We start from the raw sequence: 12,776 nt of genomic DNA, 5'->3' as shown, positions 1-12,776 counted from the left end.
TCTATACACTACCGCGCAGACCAGCTGCCTGATTTTTCCATAGGAGTGAAAACAAGGTATGAGCACCATCGAAGAACGCGTCAAGAAAATCGTTGCCGAGCAACTTGGCGTCAAAGAAGAGGAAGTCACCAACAGCGCTTCCTTCGTCGAAGACCTGGGTGCCGACTCCCTTGACACCGTTGAGCTGGTGATGGCTCTGGAAGAGGAATTCGAAACTGAAATCCCTGACGAGCAGGCCGAGAAGATCACCACTGTTCAAGAAGCTATCGATTACATCAACGCGCACGCGCAATAAGTTGTAATCCTGCTTCGAACCAGTAAGCCGCACTGCTCCTGAACAGGGCAGTGCGGCTTTTGTTTGAGTTAGTTGAAAAAGCTGGTTGTGCTTAACGGCCGCCGTCTGTGAAGGCCAACTCCTTGTCCGTTGCAGATTCCGGCGGCGACGAGTGTGGCGAATAATGCAAGGAGAATGCTGTGTCGCGTAGACGCGTCGTAATCACCGGGATGGGCATGCTGTCGCCGTTGGGTAACGATGTGCCAAGCAGCTGGCAGGGGATTCTCGCCGGCCGCAGTGGTATCGGCCTGATTGAGCACATGGACCTTTCCGCCTACTCCACTCGTTTTGGCGGATCGGTAAAGAACTTCGATGTTGAGCAATATCTGCCAGCAAAGGAGGCACGTAAGCTCGACCTCTTCATTCAGTACGGCCTCGCAGCCAGTTTCCAGGCGGTCAGTGACTCCGGGTTGGAAATCACCGATGCCAATCGCGAGCGCATCGGCGTAGCCATGGGTTCCGGCATTGGCGGCTTGACGAATATCGAAAGCAGCTGCAAGGCGCTAATAGAGCAAGGTCCTCGGCGCATCTCGCCGTTTTTCGTTCCCGGCTCAATCATCAATATGGTCTCGGGCTTTCTGTCGATCCATCTAGGGCTGCAGGGTCCCAATTACGCCATCGCTACTGCATGTACGACCGGTACTCATTGCATTGGCATGGCAGCACGCAACATCGCCTACGGCGAAGCGGACGTGATGATTGCTGGCGGCTCTGAAATGGCCGCAAGCGGACTGGGTATCGGCGGTTTTGCAGCAGCCCGAGCGTTGTCGACTCGTAATGAAGATCCGGCCGCGGCGAGCCGCCCTTGGGACAAGGACCGGGATGGCTTTGTATTGTCCGACGGCGCCGGTGCGCTGGTTCTGGAAGAGCTGGAGCATGCGAAGGCCCGCGGCGCAAAAATTTATGCGGAGCTGATCGGCTTCGGTATGAGCGCGGATGCGTTTCATATGACGTCGCCACCAGACGACGGTGCAGGCGCAGCTCGTTGCATTCGTAATGCGATCCAGGACGCGCGAATAGATCCCGCACAGGTCCACTACATCAATGCTCACGGTACCTCGACCCCTGCCGGTGACAAGGCTGAGGCGGCTGCCATCAGAACTGTTTTTGGCAGTCATGCTTATGATTTGTCGGTAAGTTCGACCAAGTCCATGGTCGGCCACCTGCTAGGTGCTGCGGGAGCCGTCGAGGCGATTTTCAGCGTACTAGCCATTCGCGACCAAGTGGCGCCGCCCACCATCAACCTCGATGAGCCTGGCGAGGGCTGCGACCTCGACTTCGTACCGCATGAGGCTAAACCGAGGACCATCGACGTTGCCGTTTCCAACTCGTTTGGTTTCGGTGGTACCAACGGCTCGCTGGTATTGCGCCGGTTCGCGGAGTGACACTGTGCTGGGTGGACGGACAGCCTGCTGACGGGTTGTCTGTCCATGATCGGGGGCTCGCTTACGGAGACGGCCTGTTCGAAACGATCAAGGTTGTAGGCGGCCGCCCTGAGCTTCTCGACAGGCACCTCCAAAGGTTGGAGCTTGGCTGCCGGCGCTTAGGTATTCCCTGCAATATTGACGTTGTCCGCGAGCAGATCGCGACCTTCAGTGCTGAGCTAGCAGAAGGTGTCGCCAAGCTAATCGTCAGCAGAGGAGAGGGAAGGCGAGGATATGCTCAGCCCAATCCCATTTTGCCTCGGGTCATCACGCTCGGTTCACCCTCTCCGAACTATCCGCCAGCCTACGCCGAGCAGGGTGTACATCTTTATCCGTGCTCGACTCGCCTTGCTGAGCAGCCCGCTCTCGCCGGTTTGAAGCACCTTAACCGCCTGGAACAGGTTCTTGCTCGGGCCGAATGGCAGGATTCGGCGTATGCCGAGGGCCTGATGCGCGATATGACTGGTCGAGTAGTCGAGGGGGTCTTCAGTAATCTCTTCATCGTCAAGGCGGGCGAGCTTCTTACACCTTCGCTTGAGCGCTGCGGGGTCGCCGGAGTGATGCGTGAAGAGCTTCTCCACAGAGCCAGCCAGGCTGGTGTGAAAACACAGATCACGGATATCTCGATGGAGCGACTGCTCGGTGCCGACGAAATATTTGTGTGCAACAGCCTGTATGGCGTTTGGCCGGTCCGGCAATTCGAGACCAGTGTCTGGTCGGTAGGTCCGCTCACACGTAAACTTCAGCGTCTGGTAGCTGATCTGTCGAGCAATCCGTGATTCGAAAACTGTCTTTTGTGCTCCTTGGCGCTGTTCTGATTGCTGCGTTGGCTCTCGGTTTGATCTTCTGGAAGCTCAATGCGGCTTTAGAACAGCCACTGCAGCTGAGCGAAGCCCAGACGCTGGAAGTCCAGTCGGGAGACACACCCAGCGGCCTGTTTCAGCGGCTCGAGCGAGAAGGGGTGTTGAATGACTCGTTTTGGTTGCGCGCGCATTGGCGACTGAAGTTTTCCGGATACACCCTGCATAGCGGCGAGTATCAGCTGCGTCCGGCCATGACTGCGCATGACATGATTCGGCTCTGGCAACGGGGAGAGGTTGTTCAGCACACATTGACCATTGTCGAAGGGTGGAATTTCCGTCAGGTCCGAGCAGCGTTGGCCGCCTTGCCAACCGTCCAGCAGACCCTGGGCGATGCATCGGATGCTGAGGTGATGGCCAAGCTTGGCCAGCCGGATCTGCACCCTGAAGGGCGTTTCTTTCCCGATACCTACAGATTCACCCGCGGTGTGACCGACCTTGAGCTGCTTCAGCGAGCGTATGCTCGCCTTGAGACGGTGTTAGCCGAGGAATGGCAGCAGCGTAGCGAGGGCTTGCCTTATCAGAGCCCTTATGAGGCGCTTATCATGGCTTCGATCATAGAAAAAGAAACCGGCGTCCCTTCCGAGCGTGGTGAAATCGCCGGTGTTTTTGTTCGTCGCCTCGACCAAGGTATGTTGCTGCAAACCGATCCCACCGTTATCTACGGCATGGGGGAGCAATATCGTGGGCGCATCACCCGCAACGACCTGCGCAAGCCGACCCCTTACAACACTTATACCAATAGCGGGCTGCCCCCTACGCCAATTGCTATGGTTGGCCGCGAAGCAATCAATGCAGCCCTTCACCCGGTAGATGGCGAAAGCCTCTATTTCGTCGCCCGAGGTGATGGCAGCCATGTGTTCAGCAATTCACTAGATGAACACAATCGTGCCGTACGTGAATATCAGCTCAAGCGCCGCGCCGATTACCGCTCAAGCCCTCCACCCCGGCAAGCTACGCCGGCCGAGACGGTGCAATGACAGGTCTCTTTATTACGCTTGAAGGCCCCGAAGGCGCGGGCAAGAGCACCAATCGTGAATATCTGGCACAACGGCTTCGCGAAAATGGCCTTGATGTTGTATTGACTTGTGAGCCTGGTGGAACACCATTGGCTGAGCGCATCCGCGAGCTGCTGTTGGCGCCTGCAGACGAGACGATGAATAGCGATACAGAGCTTTTGCTGGTATTCGCGGCGCGAGCGCAACATATTGCTCAAGTTATTCATCCCGCTTTGGCTCGTGGCGCAATCGTGCTCTGCGATAGATTCACTGATGCTACTTACGCCTACCAGGGTGGAGGTCGCGGGCTCTCGGTTCAGCGCATCGAGCAACTTGAAAATTTCGTCCAGGGTGACATGCGGCCGGATCTGACGCTCATTTTCGATTTACCGGTCGAGGTTGGCTTGAGTCGCGCTGCGGCGCGTGGACGCCTTGATAGGTTCGAGCAGGAAGGGTTGGACTTTTTCCAGGCCGTTCGTGGCTCCTATCTCGCCCGAGCGCGTCAGGACGCTCAGCGTTACCGGATAATCGATGCAGGCCAGACTTTATCAGCCGTGCAGTCGGATCTGGATGCACTTCTCCCGGTGTTGCTGGAGCGTGCAATTGGCTGACGGCATTCTTCCTTGGCAGGCTGACCTGTGGAGCTTGCTGGCGAACCGTCACCAGCATGCGCATGCCTATCTGCTGCACGGTCCGGCCGGTATCGGTAAACGTGCCCTGGCCGAGCAACTGATGGCGCTCCTGCTGTGCCAGCATCCGGATGCGCACGGAGCCTGCGGAAGCTGTAAGGGCTGCATGTTACTTGCAGCTCATACTCACCCCGACCACTACATCCTCGAACCAGAAGAGGTCGATAAGGCGATTCGTGTCGATCAGGTTCGTCAGCTGGTTGGATTCGTTACCCAGACTGCCCAGTTGGGTGGGCGAAAGGTTGTTCTGCTCGAACCGGCCGAAGCGATGAACCTTAACGCCGCCAACGCCCTGCTCAAGAGCCTTGAAGAGCCTGCGGGCGATACCGTGCTGTTGCTGATCAGTCATCAGCCTAGTCGCTTGCTGCCTACCATCAAGAGTCGTTGCGTCCAGCAGGCCTGTCCTTTGCCGGGCCGCCAGCAGAGCCTGGATTGGCTCGCAGGCCAGCTTCCGGACCTGTCCTCGGGTGAGCGGGAAGAGCTATTGACCCTCGCAGCCAACTCGCCTCTGGCGGCGCTCAAGCTTCATGGCGTCGGAGTGCTCGCGATGCGTATGCAGGTTGTGGAAGGGGTGAAGAACCTCCTGAAACGGCAGCAGTCGCCGAGCCAGCTTGCCGAGGCCTGGAATCCGCTACCGCTTATGTTGTTATTCGACTGGTTCTGCGAATGGGCCCACCTGATACTGCGTTTTCAGATGGCCGGCGATAAAGCTGAGCTCGGCGCTGCCGATATGCAAAAGGTCATTCAGTATCTAGGGCAGAAAACCTCGGCGGCCAAGCTGCTGGCGTTCCAAGACTGGTTGTTGGCCCATCGGCAGAAAGTGCTGGGCAAAGCAAACCTCAACCGTGTCTTGCTTCTCGAAGCGCTGTTGGTGCAGTGGGCAAGCTTGCCCGGGCCAAGCTAGAATCCACCGGAATTGTTGTTAGGAATACCGCATGAGCTTGCCTGCAAACCTTGGTCCGCGTAACGGAATCCTGTCCTTGACCATCAAAGACAAGTCCGTTCTGTATGCGGCGTTCATGCCCTTCATCAAACATGGTGGATTGTTCATCCCAACCAACAAGAGCTACAAGCTTGGCGATGAAGTATTCATGCTTCTCAGCCTGATGGACGAACCGGAAAAAATTCCCGTTGCGGGCAAGGTCGTCTGGATTACGCCTAAAGGCGCACAGGGCAATCGGGCGGCTGGGGTCGGTGTGCAGTTCAACGAGGGTGACTCCACTGCTCGAAACAAAATCGAAACCTATCTTGCCGGAGCGATGAAGTCAGATCGCCCAACCCACACAATGTAAGCGCCTGCCTCCCCCTTTACCCCTCCAACATCAACGACAGCTGAATGCGACTTATTGGCAATCTTTGCCTTACAATTACGCGCTTTCGTTTCAGGTGTTTTTTCCATGTTGGTAGATTCGCACTGCCACCTTGATCGTCTCGATCTTTCCATACACGGCGGCTGTCTCGACACGGCTTTGGATGCAGCACGTCAGCGAGGTGTGGGGCATTTCCTGTGCATCGGCGTGAGTGCGGAAAACACCGCCGCGGTCAAAGCACTTGCTCAGCGCTATGAGGACGTCGACTGTTCAGTAGGTGTCCACCCGCTGGATCTGGAGCCAGGCACCGAACCCGCGCTGGAGTGGTTGCTCAGCGAGCTGGACGCACCTGGGGTTGTGGCAATCGGTGAGACCGGGCTCGACTATCATTACGAGCCTGAAGCTGCAGCACTGCAGCAGCAGTCCTTTCGCCTGCATCTGGAGGCTGCGCGGATCTGCGGCAAGCCAGTCATCGTCCATACCCGCGCCGCACGCTCTGACACGCTCGATCTGCTTCGCGAGGCAGCGCTGCCCCAGGCCGGCGTATTGCACTGTTTCACGGAAGATTGGAACATGGCCAAGGCCGCGCTGGATCTCGGTTTCTATATTTCGCTGTCCGGCATCGTTACGTTTCGCAATGCCGATGCGCTGCGAGACGTCGCTCGCCGGATACCTGCCGATCGGCTGCTGGTGGAAACGGATTCGCCCTACCTGGCGCCAATACCCTATCGCGGCAAATCGAATCTGCCGCAGTACGTGCGTGAAGTTGCAGAGTTCCTGGCCGATTGGCGTGGCGTTGACTTCGAGTCGTTGGCATCGCAGACCACCGCTAATTTCAAGCGGCTCTTTCCCCAGGCTCGGATCAATCCCTAGATGCGGTGCCCAGTCGCAGCTTTGTGATAGCCAAGCCACGGCTCGTTCGTGCGTGTACAATCCGCGCCGCTTCGATACCACCCCGCGACCGTTGCAGCGTCGACGTGCCGATTGAGCTTGAATCGGCCTGTTGCATATCCGGGGCTCGGCAATCATTCGTCACAGACCAGATAAGGTGACGCCATGTCCAGCGAAACGCTGCGCACCGGACCGCTTCAGCGCGGCCTGAAGAACCGACATATTCAATTGATCGCTCTGGGTGGAGCCATTGGTACGGGCCTTTTTCTGGGTTCGGCGGGTGTGCTACGCAGCGCCGGGCCGTCAATGATTCTTGGCTACGCCATCGGTGGCATGATCGCCTTTCTGATCATGCGTCAGCTTGGAGAGATGATCGTCGAAGAGCCTGTAGCCGGCTCTTTCAGCCATTTCGCTCATAAATACTGGACGCCGTATGCCGGCTTTCTTTCCGGTTGGAACTACTGGGTACTCTACGTGCTGGTCGGAATGGCCGAGCTGACAGCCGTTGGGAAGTATGTGCAGTTCTGGTGGCCAGACGTGCCGACGTGGGCAACCGCAGCGGCATTTTTCGTGTTGATCAATCTGATCAACCTCGTCAACGTCCGAACCTTTGGCGAAACCGAGTTCTGGTTCGCCATCATCAAGGTCGGCGCCATCATTGGCATGATTGCGCTGGGTCTGTATCTGTTACTGAGTGGTCGCGGGGGAGAACAGGCCAGCTTCAGCAATCTCTGGAGTCACGGCGGATTCTTTCCCAATGGCATCAGCGGGATGGTCATGGCGCTGGCGATCATCATGTTTTCATTTGGTGGGCTGGAGTTGGTCGGGATAACGGCCGCCGAAGCGTCCGATCCGAAAACCGTCATCCCGAAGGCCATCAATCAGGTCGTCTATCGAATCCTGATCTTCTATATCGGTGCGCTTAGCGTGCTGCTCGCTCTTTACCCTTGGGACAGTTTGCTGCAAACACTTGGCTCTGCAGGCGACCCCTATAGTGGCAGCCCTTTCGTGCAGATCTTTTCATTGATTGGCAGTGATACGGCGGCTCACATTCTCAATTTCGTGGTGCTTACTGCCGCCTTGTCCGTTTACAACAGTGGCGTGTACTGCAATAGCCGCATGCTATATGGACTGGCCGAGCAGGGCGATGCGCCGAAGGTGTTCATGAGCGTGAACCGTCGCGGCGTTCCTGTGCTGGCCATCGCGCTTTCGGCGTTGGTTACCATGCTCTGCGTGCTGGTCAATTACCTGCTGCCTCAGGGTGCGCTTGAGCTATTGATGTCGTTGGTGGTCGCGGCTTTGCTGATCAATTGGGCGATGATCAGCCTGGCACATCTGAAATTCCGCAAGTCGATGCGATCACAAGGCATCGAGCCTTCCTTCAAGGCCTTCTGGTTTCCGTTCAGCAATTACTTGTGCCTGGCATTCGTGGTTTTCATCGCGGTTATCATGTTGTCGATGCCAGGGCTGCGTACATCTATCATCGCTATCCCGTTCTGGGTGTTGTTTATCTGGTTCTGCTTTCGGATACGGCTGACAAGCAAGCGCTTCACTCTTAGCTGAGAGGTCTGCTCCACGCTGGGCAAAAAAAACCCGGCGTCTAAGAGAAGCCGGGTCAAGACCATTAGGAGTATGAGGTCACGTTCCTCGCTCCCTCAGCTGGCCGGGCATTGGGGGGACTGCACGGCCAGTAACTGAAGTATTGGTCGGGATAAGTCACTCTGCCGGCCAATTCGCAGCTTTTTAAAACGGATTTGGAATAGCTGCGCGTGCCTTGATTTCTCACTTCGAGACGAGGCTGCGAACCACCTCCAGAGTCTGCTCGATTACCTCAGAAGTGGTATAAAAATGCGGCGAGAGTCTGATACCGCCGCCACGTTGCGCGCAGACAATCTGTTCCGTTTTGAGCCGTTGAAATAGTGTCGAGTTCTCCCAGTCGTCGACCCTGAAAGTGATAATTCCGGCGCGTCTTTGTGGATTGGCGGGGCTTAGAAGCTCAATACCCTGCATGCTTGAAAGCTCGCGCTGGAAATGTTCGATGCGTTCAGTCAATGCCTTTCCCACGGCCGACATGCCAACTTCTTCCAGCAGCGAAAGGCTGGCATCCAGCGCCATGGCGCCAAGCAGATTAGGACTGCCGCATTCGAAGCGGCGCGCGCTCGACGCCGGCTGCCAATCACTGCGGTCGTAATCGCCCGCATGCTCGAGCATGTGCCACCCGTACTCATGAAGCTTGAGCTGCTCACGCAAGTCGCTGCGACAATAGAAGACACCGAGGCCCTCGGGGCCGAGCATCCATTTGTGCCCGTCTGCCATGGCGAACGCACAGCGATACTCCTGGACATCGAAGGGCAGGGCGCCGAGTTGCTGGATTGCGTCGATACAGAAAAGAACACCGCGTTGTTCGCAGCCCGTTCCAAGTCGTGCCAGATCCAGCCTTATACCGCTGGCGTACTGTACGGCGCTGACTGCGAGCAAACGCACCTTTGGTCCGCATGCGGTCAGCAAAGCGCTTTCGGGATCACCGCTTTTGAGACTGACCTGAATGACCTCCACCCCCTGGGACCGCAGCGCCTCCCATACCACTCGATTGGAAGGAAACTCCTCGTCACTGATAACGATCTGGTCGCCGGGTTTCCAATCCAGGCCGAATGCCACGAACGAGAGCGCTTCGGAGGTGTTCTTGACCAAGGCTACGTCTGCAGAGCTGGGTGCATTAAGCAATCTGACCAGTCGATCACGCAGCCTATTTTCGACAGTGAGCCACTGCGGGTAATCGCGTGCGCCGATAGTCATATTCTGTTGAGCGAAGGCGATCACTGCCTCGCTCGCTCGGCGTGGCCACGGGGCAACGGCGGCGTGATTCAGGTACCGCATGCCGTCGATCTGGGGAAATTCGTCATTCACTGTACTCATGGGCGATGTTCCGTGCTTTTTTTGACTAAACAGGCATAATCTTCTGCTTCGATTTCACTCCGCAGCCTCTTATGCAAAATGAATCCCGTAAGGTCCGCGAATTTCGCCGTCGCGAACAAGAGATTCTCGATACGGCGCTCCAGTTATTCCTTGATCAGGGGGAAGACAGCGTCACTGTCGAGATGATCGCCGACAAGGTGGGAATCGGCAAAGGCACCATCTACAAGCACTTCAAATCCAAGGCCGAGATATATCTACGGCTGATGCTCGACTACGAGCGAGATTTGAATGAACTGTTGCACTCTCCTAGCCTGGATCAGGACAAGGAGGCCCTCTCTCGCGCCTACTTCGAATTCCGCATGGGCGACCCTCAACGCTATCGCCTGTTCGATCGTCTCGAGGAGAAGGTTGTGAAGGGCAACCAGGTGCCGGAGATGGTTGAAGAACTCCACCGGATCCGGGCGTCCAACTTCGAACACCTGACTCAGCTGATCAAAGGGCGCATCGCCGAAGGCAAGCTCGAGGACGTGCCACCTTATTTCCATTACTGCGCGGCTTGGGCGCTGGTGCATGGCGCAGTCGCGCTCTATCACTCGCCGTTCTGGAGCAACGTGCTGGAGGATCAGGAAGGCTTCTTCCAGTTTCTGATGGATATCGGCGTGCGTATGGGCAACAAGCGCAAGCGAGACTAGCAGCCCTGCTCTGCGACGATCAGTGCCTGACGAGGCGGGAGTCCACCCGATGAGCACATTTCCTATCAGCTATATCGAGCCGGTGTTCCGGCCGCCAAGTGAAGCTCATTCGCTGATCTTGCCAGTTACCAACGGATGCTCATGGAATCGCTGCAGCTTCTGCGAGATGTATGTGCAGCCGCAAAAGAAATTCCGTGCGCGTGACGAAGAGCAGGTGCTTGAAGAAATCCGGCGATGCGGCGAACGTTTGATCGTCCAGCGCGTTTTTCTCGCCGACGGTGATGCTCTGGTCCTGCCGACTCGTCGATTGCTCAATATTCTCCAGCAGATCCAAACACATCTGCCCGATGTCGAGCGCGTTTCAAGCTATTGCCTGCCGCGGAACCTGCGCAAAAAGTCGGTCGACGAACTTAAGGAGCTTGCCGATGCGGGCCTCAAGATGGCCTACGTTGGTGCGGAGTCTGGCGACGACGAGGTGCTGGCTCGGGTCAATAAGGGTGAGACCTACGAATCGACGCTCAGCGCGTTGGACAAGCTGCAACAGGCGGGCATCACGCGGTCCGTGATGATACTTAACGGCCTGGGCGGTAAGACCTTCAGCGAACAGCATGCGTTGAACTCCGCCCGATTGATGAACCAGGCACAGCCCGAATACCTGTCGACACTTGTCGTAACCTTCCCAGGTGGCGAGTCGCGTTTCCGCGAAGGATTCGCAGATTTCGAGCCGCTCGACCGTCAGGCGTTGTTCGCCGAGCTGCAAACCCTGCTGCACTCCCTGGAACTCCGCGACACCGTGTTCCGCAGTGATCACGCGTCGAACTATCTGGTACTCAAAGGAACGCTCGGCCGAGACAAGCAAGCGCTGCTGGCGCAGGTGCGCCAGGCTATCGAGGACCCGGGCCGTGCATCGCTACGCCAGGAGTGGCAACGCGGGCTATAAGACTTCATTTGGCAAACTGGCGTGTTTGCTGCATTGCTTCGGTAATCGTCGGTTTTCCGTCACGTCAGGAGCATGAGATGAAAGTGTTTAGCCTTATCGTGGCTGCGCTGGTACTGAGCGGCTGCATGAAGGTAAGCGACATGGCAGAGGGTACTCGCCATCAGCTGCGCGACGCCGGCATTCTGGACCACAGCGAGACCGTCAGGTCGGCGTCATGGCGATTGCAGCCCGACTCCTTCATCTACATTGCCCAAGGCCATTTCGTCCCTCCGGGAAATGCCTACCCCCGGCCAAACGTGGTCGCTGAAGAAGCGTTCAAGGGATTCGTAGAGTACTTTCCTCTGGTGAGGCGCGCGCCCGATCCGGCCGGATTGGATGAGGCATTGAACCAGGCGGCAGCTGCTGGTGCCCATTACTTGTTGTATACGCGATTTGCCGCCGCGGACGACCGCATTGGCAGTTTCGATGAGCTCGACGATCAGCGGGCACTGGATCGCCTTGGCGTCGACACCAGTGTGGTGCAGTTGATGCTGATCGAGACCGGCTCTCGGTATCTGGTCGATACAGCACGAATCCGCAGCCGAGGCGGGCTTTTGAATATCTATGACGCAACGCCGCAACTCCTGTTAGGACCGCCGCTGCGCGATTATGCGAGGCGCCTGACAGGTCTCAGTCGCTAAGGAGCGCACATGAACGATGCCGGAAAAGCCGCGAATCTGCTGGGCCAGATTCCTCAAACAGAAAACAAGGGATTGCCGCCTGTTCACCTCTGGAACCCGCCCTTTTGCGGCGATCTTGACATGCGAATCGCGCGTGATGGCAGCTGGTTCTATCAAGGCACACCGATAGGGCGCCCCGCCATGGTGCGGCTTTTTTCAACGGTTATTCGGCGGGACGGCGATGATTACTTCCTGGTAACGCCGGTAGAAAAAGTGGGTATCACGGTCGACGATGCGCCCTTCGTGGCGGTTGAGCTGATTGCCGAGGGCAGCGGCGAGGCTCAGGTGTTGCGCTTCGTCACCAATGTAGGTGATGAGACCGAAGCTGGGGAGGCGCATCCGATGCGGGTCGAGATCGATCCAGAAACCCAGGAGCCAGCCCCTTACGTACATGTGCGGGCTAACTTGGAAGCGTTGATTCATCGCAACGTCTTTTACCAGCTGGTAGAGCTGGCCGAGCCGCGAGAAATCGACGGAGCCAAGTGGTTAGGCGTGTGGAGCCAAGGCCAGTTCTTCCCGATCGGTCGTGCCGAGTGATGTCTGAACGCTTGGTGATCCTGGGTCGATAAGCAATGCGGCCGACTTTGGTCTGGCGCGGACTGTCAGTCGGTGCGCCAGAGGATCTCGGCTTCGCCGCGCTCGCTAATGCTCATCCAGCGGTCGGCGTCTTCCACCGACTCTTCTTCTTGCCAGCCGCCTGGCGCGCAGCGAATTTCAACCCCCAGCGCCTGGTAAGCGGCGCGGGCGCAGGCAATGTCGTCCTCCCAGGGAGTTGTGTCACTCTCGAGCAACAGGCTGTGCCACTTGCCGACCGCTTTTGGCAGCCAGGTCGCGGGAACATCGCCAGCCCTGCATTTGAATGTCTTGCCCTTGGGCTGCCAGGGAGAACAGGGGCCGAGAGTCTGGCCAAGCCATTGCGTGACGGCGTCCTGGCTGGCGTCCCTCAGGTAGATCTCGATATCCGGTTGACGCATGAGCGGTAGCCTTTCGGGTAATGGTTCGC

Annotated in this window: 15 protein-coding genes; 13 read left to right on the top strand and 2 right to left on the bottom strand. The window is 57.4% G+C overall.

What is annotated here, in order from left to right:
• Positions 1 to 58 precede the first annotated feature (58 nt).
• The 9 genes from acpP (at position 59) to EA797_RS10585 (ending at position 8,069) form a co-directional block, all read left to right on the top strand.
• Positions 59 to 295 carry an acyl carrier protein gene (gene acpP, locus EA797_RS10625; protein WP_003283670.1) on the top strand — a complete coding sequence of 79 codons (237 nt, stop codon included), beginning with the start codon at positions 59 to 61 and terminating at the stop codon, positions 293 to 295.
• 179 nt (positions 296 to 474) lie between these two features.
• Entirely contained in the window at positions 475 to 1,719 is a 1,245-nt protein-coding gene (gene fabF / locus EA797_RS10620; RefSeq protein WP_122165169.1) for a beta-ketoacyl-ACP synthase II, read from the top strand.
• A 2-nt stretch (positions 1,720 to 1,721) separates the two neighbouring features.
• Positions 1,722 to 2,537, top strand: coding sequence for an aminodeoxychorismate lyase (gene pabC / locus EA797_RS10615; RefSeq protein ID WP_122166238.1), 816 nt, complete (start codon positions 1,722 to 1,724; stop codon positions 2,535 to 2,537).
• On the top strand, positions 2,534 to 3,598 hold the full coding sequence (gene mltG / locus EA797_RS10610; protein ID WP_122165168.1) for an endolytic transglycosylase MltG: 1,065 nt from the start codon (positions 2,534 to 2,536) through the stop codon (positions 3,596 to 3,598). Before pabC ends, mltG begins: the two co-directional genes overlap by 4 nt.
• Complete coding sequence (gene tmk, locus EA797_RS10605) at positions 3,595 to 4,227, top strand: dTMP kinase (protein ID WP_122165167.1); 633 nt, start codon at positions 3,595 to 3,597, stop codon at positions 4,225 to 4,227. The genes mltG and tmk overlap by 4 nt, the downstream gene beginning before the upstream one ends.
• On the top strand, positions 4,187 to 5,209 hold the full coding sequence (locus EA797_RS10600; RefSeq protein ID WP_122165166.1) for a DNA polymerase III subunit delta': 1,023 nt from the start codon (positions 4,187 to 4,189) through the stop codon (positions 5,207 to 5,209). The genes tmk and EA797_RS10600 overlap by 41 nt, the downstream gene beginning before the upstream one ends.
• Before the next feature lie 31 nt (positions 5,210 to 5,240).
• Complete coding sequence (locus tag EA797_RS10595; RefSeq protein WP_019342489.1) at positions 5,241 to 5,597, top strand: PilZ domain-containing protein; 357 nt, start codon at positions 5,241 to 5,243, stop codon at positions 5,595 to 5,597.
• A gap of 105 nt (positions 5,598 to 5,702) precedes the next feature.
• Positions 5,703 to 6,488, top strand: a complete 786-nt coding sequence (locus tag EA797_RS10590; RefSeq protein ID WP_122165165.1) for a TatD family hydrolase — start codon at positions 5,703 to 5,705, stop codon at positions 6,486 to 6,488.
• 183 nt (positions 6,489 to 6,671) lie between these two features.
• Positions 6,672 to 8,069 carry an amino acid permease gene (locus EA797_RS10585; RefSeq protein WP_122165164.1) on the top strand — a complete coding sequence of 466 codons (1,398 nt, stop codon included), beginning with the start codon at positions 6,672 to 6,674 and terminating at the stop codon, positions 8,067 to 8,069.
• 219 nt (positions 8,070 to 8,288) lie between these two features.
• Here the strand turns inward: EA797_RS10585 and EA797_RS10580 are convergent, their stop codons facing one another.
• Entirely contained in the window at positions 8,289 to 9,422 is a 1,134-nt protein-coding gene (locus EA797_RS10580; RefSeq protein ID WP_122165163.1) for an aminotransferase class V-fold PLP-dependent enzyme, read from the bottom strand.
• A 71-nt stretch (positions 9,423 to 9,493) separates the two neighbouring features.
• On the opposite strand from EA797_RS10580, the gene EA797_RS10575 reads away from it, so the two are divergent.
• From EA797_RS10575 to EA797_RS10560, 4 genes are all read left to right on the top strand, one after another.
• On the top strand, positions 9,494 to 10,114 hold the full coding sequence (locus tag EA797_RS10575; protein ID WP_122165162.1) for a TetR/AcrR family transcriptional regulator: 621 nt from the start codon (positions 9,494 to 9,496) through the stop codon (positions 10,112 to 10,114).
• Positions 10,115 to 10,163: 49 nt separating this feature from the next.
• A complete protein-coding gene (locus tag EA797_RS10570) occupies positions 10,164 to 11,054 on the top strand; it encodes a radical SAM protein (RefSeq protein ID WP_122165161.1) in 891 nt (296 codons plus the stop codon).
• Positions 11,055 to 11,131: 77 nt separating this feature from the next.
• Positions 11,132 to 11,734, top strand: coding sequence for a DUF4823 domain-containing protein (locus tag EA797_RS10565; RefSeq protein ID WP_122165160.1), 603 nt, complete (start codon positions 11,132 to 11,134; stop codon positions 11,732 to 11,734).
• Between the two features lie 9 nt (positions 11,735 to 11,743).
• Positions 11,744 to 12,310, top strand: a complete 567-nt coding sequence (locus tag EA797_RS10560) for a DUF1285 domain-containing protein (RefSeq protein WP_122165159.1) — start codon at positions 11,744 to 11,746, stop codon at positions 12,308 to 12,310.
• 65 nt (positions 12,311 to 12,375) lie between these two features.
• Here the strand turns inward: EA797_RS10560 and EA797_RS10555 are convergent, their stop codons facing one another.
• Positions 12,376 to 12,747: a hypothetical protein gene (locus tag EA797_RS10555; RefSeq protein WP_122165158.1), complete on the bottom strand. Its 372-nt coding sequence runs from the start codon at positions 12,745 to 12,747 to the stop codon at positions 12,376 to 12,378.
• Positions 12,748 to 12,776 lie beyond the last annotated feature (29 nt).

The organism is Stutzerimonas zhaodongensis, from assembly GCF_003696365.1.
Lineage (GTDB): Bacteria > Pseudomonadota > Gammaproteobacteria > Pseudomonadales > Pseudomonadaceae > Stutzerimonas > Stutzerimonas zhaodongensis.
This window is presented reverse-complemented; position numbering and strand designations above follow the sequence as displayed.

What these genes read in the sequence shown, in the direction of transcription:
- tmk (WP_122165167.1), top strand. Translation starts at nt 3,595, where the DNA reads ATGACAGGTCTCTTTATTACGCTTGAAGGCCCCGAAGGCGCGGGCAAG.
- EA797_RS10595 (WP_019342489.1), top strand. Translation starts at nt 5,241, where the DNA reads ATGAGCTTGCCTGCAAACCTTGGTCCGCGTAACGGAATCCTGTCCTTG.
- EA797_RS10590 (WP_122165165.1), top strand. Translation starts at nt 5,703, where the DNA reads ATGTTGGTAGATTCGCACTGCCACCTTGATCGTCTCGATCTTTCCATA.
- EA797_RS10585 (WP_122165164.1), top strand. Translation starts at nt 6,672, where the DNA reads ATGTCCAGCGAAACGCTGCGCACCGGACCGCTTCAGCGCGGCCTGAAG.
- EA797_RS10575 (WP_122165162.1), top strand. Translation starts at nt 9,494, where the DNA reads ATGCAAAATGAATCCCGTAAGGTCCGCGAATTTCGCCGTCGCGAACAA.
- EA797_RS10560 (WP_122165159.1), top strand. Translation starts at nt 11,744, where the DNA reads ATGAACGATGCCGGAAAAGCCGCGAATCTGCTGGGCCAGATTCCTCAA.
- EA797_RS10565 (WP_122165160.1), top strand. Translation starts at nt 11,132, where the DNA reads ATGAAAGTGTTTAGCCTTATCGTGGCTGCGCTGGTACTGAGCGGCTGC.
- EA797_RS10580 (WP_122165163.1), bottom strand. Translation starts at nt 9,422, where the DNA reads ATGAGTACAGTGAATGACGAATTTCCCCAGATCGACGGCATGCGGTAC.
- EA797_RS10600 (WP_122165166.1), top strand. Translation starts at nt 4,187, where the DNA reads ATGCACTTCTCCCGGTGTTGCTGGAGCGTGCAATTGGCTGACGGCATT.
- EA797_RS10570 (WP_122165161.1), top strand. Translation starts at nt 10,164, where the DNA reads ATGAGCACATTTCCTATCAGCTATATCGAGCCGGTGTTCCGGCCGCCA.
- acpP (WP_003283670.1), top strand. Translation starts at nt 59, where the DNA reads ATGAGCACCATCGAAGAACGCGTCAAGAAAATCGTTGCCGAGCAACTT.
- EA797_RS10555 (WP_122165158.1), bottom strand. Translation starts at nt 12,747, where the DNA reads ATGCGTCAACCGGATATCGAGATCTACCTGAGGGACGCCAGCCAGGAC.